The sequence below is a fragment of the Paenibacillus sp. LC231 genome (assembly GCF_001860525.1).
Lineage (GTDB): Bacteria > Bacillota > Bacilli > Paenibacillales > Paenibacillaceae > Paenibacillus_AQ.
In genome coordinates, this window is sequence record NZ_JFOM01000026.1 from 386,875 (window position 1) to 406,040 (window position 19,166).

General features: G+C 46.0%; 12 protein-coding genes, 1 pseudogene and 2 riboswitches. Of the genes and pseudogenes, 2 read left to right on the plus strand and 11 right to left on the minus strand.

Going from position 1 to position 19,166, the window contains the following annotated elements; genetic code table 11:
- Positions 1 to 290 precede the first annotated feature (290 nt).
- The 11 genes and pseudogenes from AK95_RS18895 to AK95_RS18940 form a co-directional block, all read right to left on the minus strand.
- Positions 291 to 6,233, minus strand: a complete 5,943-nt coding sequence (locus AK95_RS18895) for an ATP-binding protein (protein ID WP_071221439.1) — start codon at positions 6,231 to 6,233, stop codon at positions 291 to 293.
- A gap of 175 nt (positions 6,234 to 6,408) precedes the next feature.
- Positions 6,409 to 8,220 carry a recombinase family protein gene (locus tag AK95_RS18900; protein ID WP_071221440.1) on the minus strand — a complete coding sequence of 604 codons (1,812 nt, stop codon included), beginning with the start codon at positions 8,218 to 8,220 and terminating at the stop codon, positions 6,409 to 6,411.
- A gap of 71 nt (positions 8,221 to 8,291) precedes the next feature.
- The gene (locus tag AK95_RS18905) at positions 8,292 to 8,438 is read right to left on the minus strand and encodes an SHOCT domain-containing protein (protein ID WP_071221441.1); all 147 of its coding nucleotides are present in this window, start codon (positions 8,436 to 8,438) and stop codon (positions 8,292 to 8,294) included.
- A gap of 736 nt (positions 8,439 to 9,174) precedes the next feature.
- On the minus strand, positions 9,175 to 11,112 hold the full coding sequence (locus AK95_RS34545; RefSeq protein ID WP_071221442.1) for a C40 family peptidase: 1,938 nt from the start codon (positions 11,110 to 11,112) through the stop codon (positions 9,175 to 9,177).
- Between the two features lie 33 nt (positions 11,113 to 11,145).
- Positions 11,146 to 11,553: a DUF6075 family protein gene (locus AK95_RS18915; RefSeq protein WP_071221443.1), complete on the minus strand. Its 408-nt coding sequence runs from the start codon at positions 11,551 to 11,553 to the stop codon at positions 11,146 to 11,148.
- 124 nt (positions 11,554 to 11,677) lie between these two features.
- On the minus strand, positions 11,678 to 12,097 hold the full coding sequence (locus tag AK95_RS18920; protein ID WP_071221445.1) for an RNA polymerase sigma factor: 420 nt from the start codon (positions 12,095 to 12,097) through the stop codon (positions 11,678 to 11,680).
- Between the two features lie 492 nt (positions 12,098 to 12,589).
- Positions 12,590 to 12,760: a hypothetical protein gene (locus AK95_RS34215; RefSeq protein ID WP_162487604.1), complete on the minus strand. Its 171-nt coding sequence runs from the start codon at positions 12,758 to 12,760 to the stop codon at positions 12,590 to 12,592.
- 78 nt (positions 12,761 to 12,838) lie between these two features.
- Positions 12,839 to 12,928, minus strand: a riboswitch (cyclic di-GMP riboswitch).
- 40 nt (positions 12,929 to 12,968) lie between these two features.
- Positions 12,969 to 13,871, minus strand: coding sequence for an IS1595-like element ISPaen6 family transposase (locus AK95_RS18925; RefSeq protein WP_071221447.1), 903 nt, complete (start codon positions 13,869 to 13,871; stop codon positions 12,969 to 12,971).
- Positions 13,872 to 14,001: 130 nt separating this feature from the next.
- Positions 14,002 to 14,958 (minus strand): annotated as a pseudogene (locus AK95_RS35365) (ISL3 family transposase); the annotation flags it as partial.
- 100 nt (positions 14,959 to 15,058) lie between these two features.
- Positions 15,059 to 15,147: riboswitch (cyclic di-GMP riboswitch) on the minus strand.
- 345 nt (positions 15,148 to 15,492) lie between these two features.
- Positions 15,493 to 16,002: a phosphatase PAP2 family protein gene (locus AK95_RS18935; RefSeq protein ID WP_071221449.1), complete on the minus strand. Its 510-nt coding sequence runs from the start codon at positions 16,000 to 16,002 to the stop codon at positions 15,493 to 15,495.
- Positions 15,999 to 16,931: a diacylglycerol/lipid kinase family protein gene (locus tag AK95_RS18940; protein WP_071221451.1), complete on the minus strand. Its 933-nt coding sequence runs from the start codon at positions 16,929 to 16,931 to the stop codon at positions 15,999 to 16,001. The genes AK95_RS18935 and AK95_RS18940 overlap by 4 nt, the downstream gene beginning before the upstream one ends.
- A gap of 169 nt (positions 16,932 to 17,100) precedes the next feature.
- On the opposite strand from AK95_RS18940, the gene AK95_RS18945 reads away from it, so the two are divergent.
- Complete coding sequence (locus tag AK95_RS18945) at positions 17,101 to 18,273, plus strand: MGDG synthase family glycosyltransferase (RefSeq protein WP_083397664.1); 1,173 nt, start codon at positions 17,101 to 17,103, stop codon at positions 18,271 to 18,273.
- Positions 18,274 to 18,305: 32 nt separating this feature from the next.
- Entirely contained in the window at positions 18,306 to 19,160 is an 855-nt protein-coding gene (locus tag AK95_RS18950) for an alpha/beta fold hydrolase (protein WP_162487605.1), read from the plus strand.
- Positions 19,161 to 19,166: the final 6 nt, after the last annotated feature.

Below are 19,166 nucleotides of genomic sequence, written 5' to 3' on the forward strand. Positions count from 1 at the left end.
GCCGTTGTACAAGGCTTAGTAAAGGAGACCTTGCATATAGCAAGGTCTCCCTTACTTTAGACTTGAGCAGTACTGTCACATCTCATTTCGTACCATCAATATTAGGCATTCCACATGTACCGTATGCGGGATGCGACCATGTTGCCGCAGCATTTGTTATAGCCGCTTTAGGTTGAATAGAATCACTATGAGCTGTCAGCATATGCAGACGGTAAGCGCAGCCATGCTAGTTGACAATGAATTCTGTGGCTTCGTTTCAGTCGATCTCACATGTAGAGTAAGATGCAATCTTACATAAAAAACCTCACATTATTCGGCAAATCCATCATAGAAACATTGTTTCTCATTGGCTCAAAAGTCACCATATAGCGAAGATTACGCTTTACTCTTGTTATTTCTACAAACCCTTCTTTCGTACAAACCCAACGCTGGAGAAACGGATGTACTCCTTCTTCAAAAGGACCAAAAATTTGCTCCATCCACATCATCTTTTTACCCTTCTTTTCCCACACCAATGGGTTCATAGTTGACGGATGCCAGCCCAACGACCGAAATACTAGGCTTGGAACCAAGAGAACCGTACTACTATAAGGAATTTTCTGCCCGTTAATATGATTAAACGTATAGAACAGATCTGGATTCGACTTTCTAGAGTTTACTACATTGTTGTAGAACAAAAACGATCTTCCGCTTGCCGTTGGCCTGCTAATATCCAAGCTTTCTGATAACCCGCAAGTATAGTAGTAACCTTCGACGATGTTGAAATGGAACAGGGCTGCCCCGAGCAATTCCTGACCGTCCCGCATCCCTTTGCGGGCCTGCTTCATGAACTGTAAACAAGCATCCTCTGGATCAAATTTCGACATCGCCATTAACCCGAGTTTCAACCATCCAGTTGAACTCCTAAATGCACGTGGGGTATCTAAGAGCAGGAAGGGATCGTCACAAGGAAGGTAGGCCTGTACCTCGTTGTAAAGAGAAGTTCGCTCCCAAGTTCCTTTCTCTATCCGTTTCTCTATGATATCTAACAACTTTTTTTCCGGATTGAAATTCGAATCTTCTGAAGCTTCCATCTCATCAAGCAACTCATTTACAAGGTCAGGAAATATACTGGCGATTTGATAAAAACGTTGGTTAAAGTGCCGGTCTTGGAAGGGTGGGTAATCAATAATACGTACCCCTTTCCTCTCATTACCGTGAGTAAACCGTGAAATAAATGCTCCAAGTTTTTGAATCACCCACGGTTTAGATTTCCCACTTACAATACACTGCCCACGTACAAATGTCTCATTGATCACTTCTGCCTGTGTACTAATCTGTAATCCTCCACTGGATTTTAGCTCAGCCAACAAGGGTTTCATTGCTTCATAATATGATGGATACGTTACAGCAATACGCTCGAATATTATTAGTAGCCATCCCTGTCCGGAATTCTCTACATCCTCCCACCTTGAAATCAGATCATAAATAACTGTATGATCCCACTGTATAAATTGCCACAAACCCTGCAATACCGCTTCAATTTGATGTTCATTATTACTTGATAAATTCCTAAGCAGAATGTTCAGAGTGAACTGTCTCCATGACATCCGATTCAGTGGATGTGACGAGGAATAGATAGCTGATGTCATATCTACGTTCCAGTCGAGCCATTGCTTATATGTGTTCAAAATTCGAATAGTCGCCTCTTCAATTTCCTTAGCACCCAATTTCACTGCCCTTGCCTGAAGCATTTCTTCCAGCTTGACAATAAAATACGAAAGCTCCCTATTGTCAATACTTTCCGGTAAAAGTGAATCCAACACCCTCCATCTTGTCTTATCGTCCGTAGTGAAATCTATAATTGCAGAATAGAAGTCTTGAATATACTGATCATTTCTATGGTAACTTGCTACTGCATGAGTCTCTGCAAACTCGAACAAAATATTGGTATATTCCTTATTCCGATAAGAAGGCTCTGTACTTAATTTACGGACTAAGATCTCAGCATAATTAAAAGCTGCCACATGATCCATACTTCCACCATGAGGATCTAAATTATTGATTACTCGCTTAAAATCATCGAAAGCTTCTTCCGTAGATAATTTTCTGATCTTACGTTCGACGCGTTTCCAGGTGCTTTCCCAGTACGGGCGACGTTCTCTACTCGTTATAAACCATCGTTTCGGTCTGTTGTCACGATCTCGGTTATTATGAATGTCGAAATGATATGGAGTCGAGTGTTTCATGTAAGCGCCTAGACCCGAGTACCCTAGTCTATGAGCCGCTTTCAAAATGCATTTTCTCATATCTTCTATATATGCCCTACTGCTTCTTTCTCTCCAGCTCATCCCACCAACTGTTAGTATCCATAGGGCTACTAGATCTTCTTCTGTAAAGAAAGTATTCCTTAGCACACGGATTAACACATCGAAAGTCGCTTTATATTTTGAAAAATCATCGACATCGAGCATGCCATTTTCATTAAGAACAGCCCAAAGTATCTCGACTCCATCCTTTTGCGCCGCAGCCATTACAACACTTACCGCATAATCGGCTACTAGGTTAGACTCACTATCGAGTTGTCTACATAGATCAAGTAGTAGCTTCCCTTGTCCTTTCCATAATGAAGGCTTCTCATTCAGCAGAATCTCTACCCATTGCACAACATGATTTAGGGATGATTGTCTTGCAGTTATGCCGAACCATTTCCTTGCAAACTGCTCCTTAAGATGCCGTGCTTTCTCCTGTAACTGATATTTTTCACCAAGTGCAGCTAGCTTCTCGACCCAATATGTTGCTTTTTGGAGATTGTCATCCCAAATTATCCCTTTCTCATTCGTCCACCGTTGGAAAATGAGTTCCATCGATGTTTGATCCCCATGGCTATCTAAAAACCCCCAAATAAGTTCCATATCCAAATAAAAAATATCGCCATCAATCATACTGTCCCTTACAACTGGGTATAACAATTTATCCAATGTTTTATCATTTCGAGATAAAAACATTGCCATGCGCATAAAGAAAGAACGAACTTCTATGTAACCGACTAAATGGTAATAGACAGACTGATCCATGAAATAGAGGCGTTCCAACAAATAAAGAATCATCGTTATGTCTTGCTTGGAAAGTCTGTATCCTTCCTGCATTGAAAGACAATAGTAAGCTCCCATTCGATAGGTACTATGAAGTAAAAGACGAATCATTTCCGTAGTTCTCGGATCTCGGTCGTTGGAGAAATAAACTTGAATCGCTTCTTCAGCTTGCTGTTTTAAATCGGATTCTGGGTATGCCCATCCTATAAGAAAACAAATACAAGAGTAGAGCTTTGCATCGGTTTCATAGTTCATCTTCTTATGCTCTAAAATGTCATATCCCTGTTCTACAACAGGACGAACGAAGCGCTCAGTCTCGAAATTCGCTATGGCACTATACATAGCCAGTTTAATTCGATGCTGGAAAGAAGGAACAAGATGATCTGTTCTCTTAAGGATATAACGCAGCTCTGTCCATTTCTGCTCATCAACCATCCGTTCGACTAAAACTTCTCTTTTCTCTGGCACAAGATGCTGTAAATACCTCTTCAAGCATCTAAAAAATGAGAATCCGCTTCGGTTGAGTGATCCGTGAAGAAATCCGTCAGAATAAGCACTTGCCACTTGTTCTTCTAAACTGTTCATTACCTCCTCTTTTTCAATTCTCCATTCGTAAATTAGAGTAATCCCTGCCAGTTCTCCCCATTCACGAATCAATTCAAGAAACCCCTTGCCCAAGTTATCACGACTGAAACTTGACTCAAAAACATAGTATTCCTCGAGAAGACCGATCAATTGAAAGGGGGTTACGTTATTTCGTTTGAACCACCGTTCCATGATTTGACGAGCACGGTCATACTCTCCGAGCTTTACTAGTCGTCGAACATCATTGAATACTTGATTTAACAGATGCATCTTCCATGTCTGGGGCGGCTTCATAATTCCTTCAGATGGTACGAAAGCAGGTACGCGTTGATCTTCCGAGACGAAATAATTCCGTTCATTTGCTTTTTCATATGATGTTAAAAGTTGTTGAACAGTACGAAGTGCCTCAAGCACTCCACCTGCATCATTCCAGTTTTTCCGCTTCTTAACTACGGCCAACATGTCCCTGCACTGTTCCTTGATTTCATCGATAGGTCTTCTTATCGTCCACGCTTCCATAATGAACGATGGATTGAAAATAGAGATGATCTCTTCTATACGTCCACTTTGTCTTAATAGGGAGAACAAATCAGCATGACGTGCGATCTTATAAGAGGGTTCAGCCACGTAAAAATCTGCAAGAGAACCTGCAATGTCCTCCAGAATACTATGGTGGTTTCGAATATACCTCATGAAGTAGACTCGAACATCATTATGAAATAATACGAATTTCCCTCTGTCCTGCTCTACAACAAGCGGCTCCAAATCCTTTAACAGGTAATTCCAATCGGATTCCGTGAGTAACAGTTCCTTAAAGATCCCCTTTAGTGTCGCGCCATCTAGACGTTCGCTTGACAGTGAAAAATAGCTCGACAGTTTCTCGTTTAAGTATGCAATCTCATGATTGACCTTTGTCTGGATTTTTTGTAACGCATGAATCCAAATATGATCATAGTAAGCATGAATACCATCATGCAACTTTCTCGCCCTTAGTCTTTCAATCAATTCTTCGACTGTCGTACAGCCTTTTGCTTCTCTAACCGCAAATACAGCGGCAAGCGTATTATCTACTGCATTTTCATGAATCACGTTTACTGCTGGCTCTATGAACTCCCCTGGAAAATCATGTGAGAGCATCTGGCGAATATCACTCTCTGTAACAACCGGCACTTCAAGATGAAGGACCTCAGAACTATCCTCCTTTAGCCACTGTGGGTAGGCCGGATATCCTTCCGGAGGCTGACCCGCCAGCAGAAAAAGTACACCACTAGGAACTTCTTCGGGATGAACCAGCCACAGAAGGAACGTATCCTCGTGCTTATGAGAGATGTATCCTGCTCTAGCTGCATGGTCAATTCCATCTACCGCTATAACAGTCGGTCTGTGGTTAATGTTCGACAGTTCCTGAGCCAGCCGTAACGTATGACTACGGATTTCATCTACCGTCAAATAATCACATCGAATTGGAACTTTATATTGGTAGAGTTTACCTGTAAATTTTACTCGAATCTGATCTATCAACGCCGTCCAGAAAACACGAGGATCCACAGTTCTGCCTGCATCGGGAGGGATTTCTTTTATTTCAGGCGTAATTGGCTTAAAAGCGTGATATCGAAGATTAATGATGGTTGGTGTTTCATAGGCCAATTGGCTAATTAGGCTACTCTTGCCGCTACCGGGGCTACCTTTCAAGAAAATAATACTATGTTTACGAGAACCAAGTTGTTCTATTAATCGTTCCATAAAAACTAACCGCGATTTAAAAAAAGGGACTGGGGGGCGAATTAGATGATCTCTGTCATCAACCTCTGCTTGAAAAGATAATCGACTATATACTTCCTCTGGGAAGACGAAATCCACCTTCCCTTGTATCGAAGTTGTCCAAAATCGTAAACTAGCTGCGAGCTTTTCAAAGATTTCTCTCTGGAATGATGGTGAAGATACCCCAAATATTCGACCGATTTGTTCGTGCATCTGTGACTCAAGTTTTTCTAAATCGGGCCTGCTGAAACGTAATCGCAACTTTCTTAGGAATTCATATTTTTTTATGTCTGTTTCGAGCACACCCAGTTGTGCAAGAAGATCAGTCCACGCCGCGCTATATGTTGACTCCAAGCGTATACCAGAAAGGTTCCCTGCTTGTCTCAGTTCTTTTCTAAGTGCTTTCCAAAATTCAGGGAGCGGAGGATAGGCTGAATCATTTGCTGTTCGTGACCAGTTCTTTCCCCCGCGCCTATTTGTGTAAAGTTCTGGGATGCAATTTGGAATTGTCTTTAAGCCTTCCTTCCACGCGAATGCCATGTCCTGAAGCAAGGAGGATGAACTTCCACCTGAGGGTCTGATAAGATCACTTAAGGTTAAATTATTTTCCGATCTCGTATGCTTAACTTGAATACAAAGTGAGCGACCATCCTTATATTTCACAACAACATCATCTAATTTATTTATCGTTCTGGCTTGAAAAGCGACCGCCTCAATACCCGAATCTGTGTCGAGCATTTTCAAAACATATTTGAGACCTACAAAAGCCTCATACCAGTAAGGATCATGTTCACCCGAGTTGTAGTTATTCAATATAGGAAACACCTCGTCAATGTTAAAATATATCTTTCAGCTAAATCCCTTGAATCATCATTTCCACATCTCATAACTTCATATTTCGTCATATAATTCCAATATCCTCCATGGAAATAGGAAATCCAAACTAAAACCAGATACTCGATTGAATTGTTACGTTTGCTAATACATCTTAATACGAACAAAAAGCCCTCTCACAAAGGATTGGGCTTTTGATATAGGTAAATGTGGCTACATTCAAGTATTTCTTATAAGCGACACACAGCACTCCACATGTATCGTTCTCGGAATAGGAACACAATCCACTCCCTTCATTTTTCTGCAACTTCTTTTGAGATTGATTGCGCGTTTTTCCTTGAACGCTGTTATGAAAACCGGTTTTGTATACGAAGGTCAGCTTGTACGGATTAGGCTTCTCTGGATCGGTGTCCGTACCGATGATAATTTTATCAACAATGCTTTCAAATACGTTGCGATCAAAGGATGGCAGGAGCTCGTTCGTGCGAAGCACTTTGCGAAAATGCTCCAGTCGCTTGCCCAAGTCAATTTCTTCTTGTGCGGATTGCTCCAACTGCGCTTTTTCTTCGAGCAATGCAGTAAGCGACGTATCCAGTTCCGCATACTTCTGCTCGTAAGTTGCCTGGTCGATTTTTTCATCCAGACACAAATCGATCAGCTTGCACCGTTTTTGTTCCAATGCCTGAATGTCGCCGATCAATTTGTTCAGCCGTCTTTGACTGTTCTGATCGCTGAACACGGACTCCATCCTTTTAATCAGCTCATCAATAATGTCCGTATGATTGCGGCATACCAATTTGTACGATTCCACAAAAGCGTCCTCGATCATTTTCTCATCCAATCCCTTGCTGTGAGGACAGAGCTTCTTTCCCTTTTTTGTAGAGGTAACGCACTGCCAAACCGTCTTTTCGTGTGGAGTTCCGCTATGCCAACTCCGCCGCGAGAAATTACTTTTACAAAACGCACATTCCAGCATGCTGCTGAATGCAAATTTCCTGCTGTATTTGTCACGTTTGCCTTTCATACCGCGACGGCGATTCTCGCCCCTTCTATGCAGGATAGCCTGCGCCCTCTCAAAGACTTCTTCGCTGACAATCGGCTCGTGATGATTTTTGACATAAAACTGATCTTCCTCGCCATAATTCTCAAGTCTTCTCTTGGAAATCGGATCGACGGTAAAGGTCTTTCCCTGCAACAAGTCGCCTTTGTATTTCTCATTTTTGATGATACCAAGAATGCTCGTATCTTGCCATTCGATTCTTCCGTTTTTGGTTTTACGGCCTGCCTCGGTTAACTCCTTAGCAATAACGTAAGCACCCATTCCATCAACGTAACGCTGAAAAATATAGCGGACAAGCTCCGCTTCTTCTTGGTTGATGGAAATCTTCTTCGTGCTCGGATCGTAATCGTACCCCAAACAGCTTTGGAAGCCGACCAACTCGCCGCGCTTCATTTTCATCTTCAAGCCTTTCTTGACATTGGCGGAGATATTCTCGACTTCTTGTTGCGCTACGGAACTCAAGATGACAAGCAACAGCTCACCATCCATCGTCAGCGTATTGATATTCTCGTCTTCAAAAAATACAGCGACGCTCTTTTCCTTCAACATGCGGACGTACTTCAAGGTGTCGAGCGTGTTTCTGGCAAATCGGGAGATGGACTTCGTAATGACCATGTCGATCTTTCCGTCCATGCAATCATTAATCATACGCTGAAAATCCTCGCGCTTCGTCACCTGTGTGCCGGTAATCGCTTCGTCCGCATACATGTCAACCAGCACCCAGTCACTACGCTTGTTTACGAGTTCTGTATAATAGGCAACCTGCGACTTGTAGCTGTTCAACTGCTCCTCTGAGTCGGTACTTACGCGGGCATACGGAGCAACGCGAAGAATGTCCGATGATTTTCCGCCCTTCCGATCAGCTATTTTCCGGCTTGCTTTAATCACTTCCACTTCAAGCGCCATAGATTCGTCCTCCATTCTTATTAACTCGCCATCAGTATAATAAGAGCTGGGCGGACCGACAAATGTGCAAATTAAGAAGTCAGGTCCGAAATGATGCCGTATTCTCGCATGGTTTTGCTCTTGATCTGATTGAATTCTCTTTCGGTAATCAATGAGAGCCCCAACAACTGTTTTATCATCGCAATTTGCATGCTGTACCGGATCAGCTTTTGGTTCATAACTAGCCTCCCAATCATTCTGACATGCCGAAAAGCAGAGATGCGCACCGCAGCGCATCTCCGTTTCCGCCTCTGTTTTGGTTGCGTATCTGAAAATCTTATCCGGCGGACGGTGGTTGGCCGCCCTCATAGGCTTCAAGCCTCTTCCAGGATCGCTGCAAGCCGCCCCCATTGCGATGAACTGTGGCTGGACGAAAGTATCATTATCCCTCCGCATGGGTCTTCGCCTTAAATGGCACCGCCATTTATTTATTGCATGGGCAAAATCGCTCGCATTCCGCCGGTTCTGCTAACAAGGCATGCAAAAACAAGAACCGGCAAAATGGTCATGGCGCTCCTGCAACGCGGCTATCCTTCATGGCCATGCGGGGAACGTACCGGATAAGATTGTATTTGGTTATCAAAGAGCGATGAGGGCGATCAATTTGTCCCTCTACTATCCGCTACATTTTCGGGGTAAAATCGGACTCTGGTTTGCAAGATTTCGAGAAAAATATTTTTCGGAACGGAAAGCGAGGGGGTTGGTAGGGGGGCGATAAAACAAAAAGACGGTGCAGGAAAATTCCCTGATCACCGCTTTTTGTCAACTCCCAATGCAATTTTGAATTAATTAAATTGACGGTGAAACCCTACCCTGCGGAACAGATGCGAGTGTATCCGTTTCACAGCGGTAGGGTATTGGGGGAATGTTACGAAGGCGTGCATAGAACCTGTGTAGTATGCAAATGGGCAGCGTTCACTTCTCACTCGCTAGTTGCGGTCTGCCAAACAGCACTTGCTTGTCCGCATCGAACAAAGTGCGGTATACCACTTGCCCCCGACTGGAGGAAGCGTCCACCACTTTCCCGTCGCCTGCGTAAATCCCGACGTGCGTTATATCCATAAATCTACCGTTGCGCTCATAGCTCCAAAATACAAGGTCACCCGGAATCAAATCCGCCGCGCTTACGGCCAGGTCATTCTCAACGCAGAATCTGGCCTGTTCCGCTGCGGTTCGTGGCTGCTCGATGCCAAGCTGCCGATAAACCCATTGAACGAGATAGCTGCAATCCGTAAAGTTGTCCTGACCGGCCTTCGGTTGGCTGTACGGATCGCCTAGACGAGTCAGCGCCAATTTGACGGCTTCGCTACCCAGTTCGCCTTCGGGCAAATGCTGTTGAACAAATTCAAGCTGCTCCGGCGTTAAGCCACTATCCGCTTCTTTGCCGAGTATTGCGAATAACATCGGTCGGAACTCTGCGGAAAGCATTTCTTTTATCAAATCCATCTGCTCGTTTGTAAAATGGTAAGCCTCCGCTTGTTGCTCCGCAGTTCTGCTATTGACGGTAATATGCAATATGCGCTCATAGGTTGTCGTCGTCTCTTCACTGAAGCTTCCGTCCTCATGTTGAACCGTAACCATTTCTGTATGTTCAATCGTTTCAACATGGGATTCCGGTTGATTCATCTCCCAGAATACCTCATGGATGATACCGATTCTGGTAGCATCAAGCGTAACTACATCCATTCCGTTTTCTGTATCCATGACCGTCTTTACCGCAAAAACGGCTATAATGTCCGCCCAATTATCGATTCGCGTGTTGTCTGCACTATCAGTATAATGGATCTCCACCCGGTCTACGTTTCCAGCGGAGTACTGCATTTCTTCCAGCTTTGCCTCAAATTCAGCGTCCATCTCCTGAACGATTCGAGAAAGCGGCTTTACATCAGCATCCGTATTTTCGCCGGATACGAAAATACCGAATGGAGAGGAAATGACGGCGGCTATCGCCATCACTATGCACAGCAATACAATCACTGTACTGCTGATCCCCAAAAGCGCCGTCAATCCTTTGACAAGCATCGCGGCGGCTCTTACAACCATTTTAATGATTCGAAGATTCAGTCTCGCTGCAGCTTGCGCCCTTTGAAGGGTGCGGCGGGTTGTCATCGCCATTTGCGCAGCCCGCTTTGCTGTCTCTACGGCGTTCATTTTCGGTTCCGCGCGATCCACTTTTTGAGCATGTCCCAGCCGCTGCCCCGTTTTGATAAATGGAGACAATGTTTTGAATGTTCGCTCTTTCCGCTTGATCGTTTGGCCTGCTATTTCAGACACGAGCACATTACGACGAGACGCACGTACATTTCCTGTATGCGACGGCGCGGCGGCGCGTGTCTTTTTCCCGGCTGGTTTATCGTCTTGTTTCGAAACCAGGTCGGGAATCCTGTCTTTGCGAGAACGATGCGAAAGCCGGGCATTGGCCCGGCTCCGTATAAAGCGTTGTTTTCCTGATTGTTGATCTGAACGCAAAAGATATTTGCCATCAATCGGCTTACGGAGACGCATTCTGCGAGCTTGCCGAGATGTGGACATAACCAAAAGTTTAGGATTCGTGTCAACGAGGCTGTTTCTCGGGACACTATCACCGGTTGGTAACGCCTGCTTTTTTAGAATGTGTCGAATCGATCTGCTGCTGACACGCATGCTCATTCCCATTTGAGTACGCACCATTTTCTTCATGGTCGATTCGGAGCTGTGCTGTGCATATGCTACGGGAGTTTGAGCATGCGCTTTGTCATGATCTGCCTGCCGCTCAGCGCGAACGCTTGAACGCTTCACGCGCTCCATCACTTTGGGGAGCTTGTCCAACTGTTTGATGTCCCTTGCCACAGTTCTCATTTTGATTTTCTTCATTATCCGACTTCACTCCCGTCAAAAGCAGGTCAATTAGCGAATTTGCTCCGTCCGCCGTTTCAAAATCTGATCATGACTGCGGCAAAATTCCGGATAACGAAGGTGGATCGCTTCAAAAAAATAAGGGGCGTAACTGCATGCAAACAACTCGTTTGGAGCGGAATAGCGTTCCGCACCTTCCTCTGTCCAGCCGTTCCACAGATTAAAGGCAAGTCGGCTCACGCGAATGGAACTGCTCGTTTGCCAAGAGGCCGCGAGCCCTTCGGGCTTAATGCCCCCATGAGAAAAATCGAACAAATCGCGGATATGCTTGCGGGTTTCTTGGGAAATTCCAAGCGTATAGAAAAGCGCCCGGTGGTAGCTGTCGCTGCATTTCCTTTCATTCAGCATCTGATAGTAGAAGCATTCGTGCTCTGCATCGTAAAATCGACCAGGATTCATCCTTATATGCCCCTCTCATGGAAAATGAGCGGCTGGCAACAACCAAACCAGCCGCCGTCGGAACAAGTCCCTCTACCTTTCTGTTCATTTTAGCAGCAAAATCGGACCCTCGAACGAACCGCGATCACATGTTTTTGAGAATGTGCTCCATTTGCTTCAAGCCGCGTTCAATCGACTTGCGAACCGCTCGCTCATTAATCTGCTCTGCCTCGGCAATCGCTACTTTACTCATGCCCAAGAAGAAGTGGGCATAGATGCGCCTAAACGACTTTTCCGGCAACTCACACATGGCCGCATAAAGCTGCTGGTTCGTCAGTTTGCGCTCGTAATATTCCTCTGGAGAATTCGAGAAGAAAAGCGCGTCATGCTCGATCCCGTCGTTCCAATCCAGCGAGTAGTACGCCCGATGGCGATACGTGCGTAGTCTATATGCATTTTCATTCAGATCAAACCGGCGGATTTCCTGCGCCACTTCTTCATCGAGATCGACCCACACGTCCGTGTTCAAAAAGGGATACATATCCCGTAAATTCATCCGTTTCATTCTCGTCCCTCCGTTCTGGTTTGTTGGCAAACCAAAACAGAGGGAGGAGAGCGGCAGCCGACGCTTCCTAATAAACGCTGGCGTACAGCTTCAAGAGAACCAAAAAAGACTTTGCCGCAGAGCATACCAGTGCTCAATCGCGGCAAAGTCCCAAAATAAATTTCGTTGTTGAATTGTTCGTAGCCACACCAATAAACGACCGATCAATCGTTCGTAATCGTATATATCATACGACAAAGGATGCTGCATACCGATGCCCTCCTCACCGGGCAACACCTTTCGTGAGGAACATCATCTGGTTGTTTTGGTGTTGTCACTCGTCAGTTCGTTGTTAGCTCAAATAAAACGCTCCTTTAATTTCAGGTTTTTGCAGGTCATCACGTTCATCTAACAAATGAGAAAATTGCTCTGGTGTCAGCGGCTCGTAGAATAGATAGCCTTGCACGACATCGCAGTTCCAATGGTTAAGCTATTCAAGCTGTTTCTTCGTTTCTACGCCTTCCGCCACAACGGACAAGCCAAAGCGTATGTAGCAAACTGAGAGAGGAATAGCTTGTTCCGAAATCGTCCAGTGAAATTCAGAAGCCCCATGTTTTTCATGATGATCAAATTGTCCTGCACCTTCTGAAAATCCTGAATGGCGATACTTTCTGTCATTTCCAACGTCAACGTGAATCTCCCATCCTAATTGAATGACAAAAAGGACACCACCCTATAACGGCAGTGTCCAATTTCTGTCGATAGGGTAACCCGGCGATCATCGCATGTTATCATGCATTAGATCCGTGGCTTTGCGTCCCTGTCTTTCGAGCAGGTTTGCCTTTTTCCATATTTATTTTAGAATTTGAATATCAAGTTAGCTCCGCTAGACCTAAGCAGTCAGATCGCCGTAGGTAACGGTATCCGTGGATAAACAGGCGGCAAGCAGGCGATTAAACAACTGACCTTCAAACTGCCGTCGATTGGTGCGAAAGCAAAATTCGTTCAAATAGGATTGCAGATGCTTGGAATCTAATCCGTGGAACGTACCGCCAATAAAGGCTTTCGCATTTGAAATCATCGTGTGAAGCCATTTCAGATGATCCGGATTATCCTTTACATTGAACTTAATCGGTTGGTGGTTATATTCTTCTGCGAGTGCATTGTACGAACGATAGGCGTCGCTACTGATCGTCGAACCCGGTTCAATGTGCTGCTTCGCAAATTCGACGAGCGTCTTGCCTTTGACATCCGGAATTACCTGCATTTTGACGTATTGCGGTGCTCCTTGTTTGTTAAGCGATACCCCAACGAGCACAGGTGTTTGGTCCGTGCCACGACCACGTTTGCCTCCTTCTGTTGGAGCTCCGAAGAATGCGTCATCCAGCTCAACCAAACCAGCCAACTGGTACTGAGCATCGCGATCTCCCATGGCTTTACGGATCTTGTGGAGCATTAACCACGCAGTCGGGTAAGAGATTTCCAGTTCGCGTGCAAGAAATACGGCGGATACACCGCGTTTATCATGCGCCACAAGGAAAATCGCCCAAAACCAGGTCAGCAGAGGAGTATGAGATTTATGCATTATCGTGCCGGCGGTAACAGAAGCCTGATGCTTGCAGTTCGTGCATTGATACAGCTTTCGAGTTTCAAGAAAGTAGAACGCATTGTGCTGGCACTTCGGGCAGAAGAACCCGTTTGTCCATCGGATCTGGAACAGATGCTCGCGGCATGCATCTTCCGAATGAAACTTTTCTTGAAACCTCTTCAACGTCATTAATTCTTGTTGTGCCATACCATTCACTCCCGAACATTCGTTTGTACTTATTATATCAAACAAATGTTCGTGCGTGTACGTGTTGCTGAGGCAACTTGATATTCAAATTTTAGAATTCTGGCTCAACCTAAAAATCAGTGCTTGAAAGTTAGCCCAGCATCCGATGACGGTTACATTCAATAAGAATACCAGCTTTATAGCGATTGCGGTTTCGAGTGAAATAGTGGCGGCGCTGAAAAGCTTTAATGCGATTATGACGATCTTCTACAGTCGCATTCGTCCACCGGCATTGATGATAATTCGTGATTTCCTCTTTCCAGTTACGCATGGTTGTAAGGGTGTTTCGAACAGCGGGATGATCAATTAGATCGCCCTGCGCGCACCAACGTTCAAATCCCAGTTTGGCAATGTTAAAGCTCGGCGAACAGTCGTACCAGGTCGTAAACGCTTCTTTCCATTCCCATACGCTGCGAAGTAACGGAGCATAGTTCAGCAACACTTCCAGCCGCTTTCTACTTTCCGCACCGAGCGATTCCATAGGCGGATTAAGCAAGCGATGGTTAGCTTTCAAGTGGGCTTTCGCCCGCGGGGATAATGTCCGCTGCACGGATTTCCGTACTTCCTGTACGCTTTCGATCACATAACCGTGAACATGAAATCGGATCTGCGATGCGAATCGCATTTGGAAAACATTCGCTGATCCAAGTATGGTAAGCCTGAGCCAAATCCATGACCACCGCTTTGGGCTGAAGCATCAGGAAGTCCGGATGCCCCCTGGCATATGTCCGCAGGTCATCCAGCTTGCGGCCGGGCAGCAGGTCCAGCATCGTCTCGCCCTTGAGGTTGTGAATGCCGGTATTGTAGGTATGCCCTTTCTTGATCCTCTCCGACACTTTAGGAACCGCTTCGTTATGGATATACTGCACCGTACTCGCGGGTGCTTACTGGATACGCGCACTGTGCGCTGCCGTAGAACCAAGCGCGTGTTCAACCGTAGCTGCACGGAAGAACGCGCTGTACTGCTGCTGGTCCCAGCAAAATCATAAGCCCATACGAATCCAGCGTCGCAGCGTTTGCAATACATGCGAATGGTTGGTAGATGCAGATTTTTGTAATTGAAATGCAGGACTGACCTCCTATTCTTCGACATCTAGCAAAACAAAAATACACATCCCCCAAGAGGCAGTGTCTCGCTGCGAAAACATTAGGGTAACCCGGCGATCATCGCATTAATAATACTTTAGACCCGTAGCTTTGCGTCCCTGTCTTTCGATCAGGTTTGCCATTTTTCCTATTTGTTTGCCGTTTGTGTAGGAGTATTGTATCACATCGCTCATCGAAATGACAAATAATGGACACCAAGCATGACGGGACGAGTTGGCGGCTGCGGTCGACGTATGGGGCAAGCGGAAAAAGTATACTCCAATCTTTGCACCCTGCGCTTTTTAACGGAGAAGTACCCGGCCCCCATTTTTTCTATTTGTCCGGACCGGTTTACGAATTTGTTTGCATCGTATGCGGTTTTTTAGGATTGGATCAGGAAGATTCTCCTGTTTGTGGTGCCGCGGCAGTCTGCTGAACCTCATCCCCGGCTGATGAAGTACCAGCATCGATGTGAATCAATAGGGACTATCTAATATTAAGTTAACAGATGGGTGCCGATTGCGAACGCCATGCCGATGACCGCACCGACGCCGACGTCGGTCGGATAATGAAGCCCCAGGTAAATGCGGGAAATACCGACTGCGCCGGACAACGGAATAAGCAGCAATGAAAACCAGGGAAATGTCAATGACAAGATCGTCGCCAAAGTGAAAACAGCGGTCGCATGGCCCGACGGAAAGGAATAGTCCCTTAAAGGATGGTGCGAGAGATGGACGTTGTCATCGGCCAAATAAGGCCTGCGGCGGCTAAAATTGATTTTCAACACCTGTACCAGCAAATGGCTCGCCGCCAGCGCAATCAAGCCGTCCTGTCCCGCATCGCCTAAACATAACAACAACAGAGCTGCGCCGATACTGCAAACTGCGCCGCCCAAATGTGTAATTTTCGGCATCCACCAATCGAGCAACTGGCATTTGAACTTAAGATTCACAAGATAAAGCAGGCGATGATCTTCGTTTTTTAACCATACCGGAAGCCGTATCACTGGTATCTCCCTCGCTCAGTGTCAGCGTTATTCATTTCATTGTAAATCACGTGAATCGCTTCTGCCTGCAGGGTTACCTCAATCGGGGTCACTCCGATGATCTCGCCGTCACCATGGACCAACATGGGCACATCGGCGGTAACTTTCACATTCCGACCTTCTAGAACGGTCACAGCGGGATGGTCAATATGCTTACCCCGCATAACATCCGGAAACAGCCGCAACAGTCCCAGGCGGGAGATGCCGTGGACGATACAAATATGAAAAAGTCCGTCAGTGCAAGAAGCGCGCGGACAAATCTTCATTCCCCCGCCATAAGTCGGAAAATTGGCCGCGGCAATTAACCATGTGTCTGCAAATTGATGCTCCTTCTCATCTATTTTGACGGTCGCCCTGGCCGTCCGGTAATGCGGAAGTACCTGCAGGGAGCTGATGATATAAGACAGATGGCCTAACCTCAGGAAATTAAACCATTTTTTATAAGGGGAGCGATTTACCGTCTGAGCCACTTTCCCGTCAATGCCGATACCCACGGCCGTGATGCAGCATTTTTCCCCGGTTCTGGCAATGTCGATTTTCTTCGCGGTACCGTTCAGGAGGTATTCCAGCGCTTTTCGGGGATTCATCGGAATGCCCATGCCCCTGGCAAAGTCGTTTCCCGATCCTGCCGGAATGAGTCCGATCGGAATGCCCGTTTCAATTAATTCATGGATAACGCTATGTACCGTACCGTCTCCTCCCACAACGACCAACACCCTCGCTTTCCTTTCATTCACCACCTGCCGGACAATCTTCGCAGCATGAACCGGATTCAGGGTAAATTCCACACGATAGCTGATACGACGGCCGTGCAAGACCGGATGCACATGTTTCCAGACCTTCATTCCTTTTCCGTTTCCGGATCGTCTATTCACGATAAAAAAATACATATCTTCTCCTCCTGGCCTAATTCCTTATCCCTAATTATTTCCACCGAATTTGCAGGGTATACCACATTTTTTCGCACGGATTGGTTATGAATGCGGCATTCTTCGGCGGAACGTATAACTGAAGGAGAAATCGCACATACTAGCCATCAATGCAGAAATGGAGGGAGTTATGAAAAAGAAAATACTGATTCTTTCCGAGGCATTCGGCAGCGGCCACACCAAAGCGGCGGAAGCGCTTGCTGAAGGTATTTTACATGAGGAACCGTCCATACATATACAAATTGTTGAAATCGGAAAAATACTGCATCCCACCACAACTTCTTTGATCCTGCGCTCTTATCAGAAACTCATCACGAAATATCCGAATGTATGGAAAAAGTTATATCAATCGAAACAAGACCGGCCGATTCCATGTTGGCTGCAGTTTATTATTTATCAACTGTTTCATCGCAATATAGAACAAGTTCTGGAACAAATAAAGCCTCATCTGGTGATCTGCACGCATCCGTTCAGCAGTTCTACGGTGTCCCGGTTAAAAAAAACAAAAAAAAACGGGTATCCGGTACGTCTTTGCACGGTGATTACCGATTTCCACGCGCACAGGGTCTGGGTGCAGCGGGAAGTGGATCTCTATATCGTCTCAGGCGATGAAGTGAGCCGGCAGTTAATGCATATGGGAATTCCCCGGAATCGCATCGCGGCGGCAGGCATTCCGGTCAAATCCGATTTTTCCGAGAAAACGAGCAAGCAGGAAGCGAGAACAAAATTAAAATTGCAAAATCTGCCTACCGTTTTGGTCATGGGAGGGGGTCTAGGCTTGGGAGGGCTCCATGAACTGGCTCATTCGCTGTTGAAATGGAAGGATTCGGTCCAACTATTGATTTGCGCAGGGTATAACGATGCCCTCAGGCTTTCCCTTCAGCATAATGAACTTTTTCAGCATCCCCATATCAGGGTGATGGGTTTTGTGGATATTATCGATCAACTTCTGGATGCGGCAGATTTGTTGATCACGAAACCGGGGGGCTTGACATGTTTCGAGGCATTGAGCAAAGGCGTCCCCATGCTGATTTACCAACCCATTCCGGGGCATGAAGAATACAATTGCCGTTATCTGGTGGAATGCCAATTGGCCATCAGGACTAATGACGTGCTGGAAGTGGACGGCTGGATCGGAAAGCTGTTGTATTCTCCCGAATCCTTTGCGAGTCTGCATGAGAATATGAAACAGTTTCAACAGTCCATGAACTCTTATGCCGGTGTCGAATCGGTATTGAAGCTTCTCAATTATTCGGATGTGGTCGAGCCATTTCCGATCGAATCCGTTGTTGAAGCAACATAACTTTGATGAGGGGAGCTTTCAAAGGAGCATGCATGATGCATAAAGATTTGACAATTTGCATAAATGGAAACGAGATCCAACTGCATTGCCGTACTTGGGTACCGTCGAATCCGCAAGGGCTCGTGATTTTTATTCATGGCGCCGGAGAACATTCCGGACATTATTCGCATGTAGGCATGGAGTGTCTCAACCAGGGGATCGGCTTCATCGCTCCCGACCTGCGGGGCTTCGGGAGGTCTGGCGGATCGCGCGGCCATATTTTTCGGTTTCAGGATTATTTGAATGATTTGGATTCATTGGTCGGGCAATTCAGGAAGCAATATCCGGGAAAACCGGTTTATCTGTTCGGCCACAGTTTGGGCGGCTTGATTGTCATCCGGTATATGCAGCGATTCCCCGACCGGGCCGACGGAGTCATCCTGTCGTCTCCTGCATTGAGGCTTCGCCTGAAAATGCCGTATGGCATCAGAAAATGTATAGAGACTATCTCATGGCTGACTCCCGCGCTTCCTCTTGAACTCATCAAGTGGAACGAATCTTTGCGAAAACTCGGATGGTTTCGGTCCAAACTGCCAAGTTGGACGTCGGAACTGCTTCAGGATCCCTTGAACACAATCCGGTACACGCCGCGCTGGTTCACCGAATTGCTGCATAACGGAGCAAGGGCCTTGTCGGAAGCGAACCGATTTCTTTTTCCGGCACTATGCCTTTATGATGTGCACGATCCAATCGTCGATGCCGGATTTATCGCGGAATTTCTTGAAACCATCAACTCCAGGGATAAAGCAATTGTCGTGTTCGATGAACGGGATCATCGCCCTTTGCACGGGTACCATAGGGACCAGGCTCTGGAATACGTCTTCGGATGGTTATGCCCGCGCCTGTAACCCTTT

Coding starts and splice junctions, on each gene's coding strand:
- AK95_RS34545 (WP_071221442.1), bottom strand. CDS start 11,112: ATGAAGAAAATCAAAATGAGAACTGTGGCAAGGGACATCAAACAGTTG.
- AK95_RS18925 (WP_071221447.1), bottom strand. CDS start 13,871: ATGGCACAACAAGAATTAATGACGTTGAAGAGGTTTCAAGAAAAGTTT.
- AK95_RS18905 (WP_071221441.1), bottom strand. CDS start 8,438: ATGAACCAAAAGCTGATCCGGTACAGCATGCAAATTGCGATGATAAAA.
- AK95_RS18900 (WP_071221440.1), bottom strand. CDS start 8,220: ATGGCGCTTGAAGTGGAAGTGATTAAAGCAAGCCGGAAAATAGCTGAT.
- AK95_RS18945 (WP_083397664.1), top strand. CDS start 17,101: ATGAAAAAGAAAATACTGATTCTTTCCGAGGCATTCGGCAGCGGCCAC.
- AK95_RS18915 (WP_071221443.1), bottom strand. CDS start 11,553: ATGAATCCTGGTCGATTTTACGATGCAGAGCACGAATGCTTCTACTAT.
- AK95_RS18920 (WP_071221445.1), bottom strand. CDS start 12,097: ATGAAACGGATGAATTTACGGGATATGTATCCCTTTTTGAACACGGAC.
- AK95_RS18950 (WP_162487605.1), top strand. CDS start 18,306: ATGATGCATAAAGATTTGACAATTTGCATAAATGGAAACGAGATCCAA.
- AK95_RS18940 (WP_071221451.1), bottom strand. CDS start 16,931: ATGTATTTTTTTATCGTGAATAGACGATCCGGAAACGGAAAAGGAATG.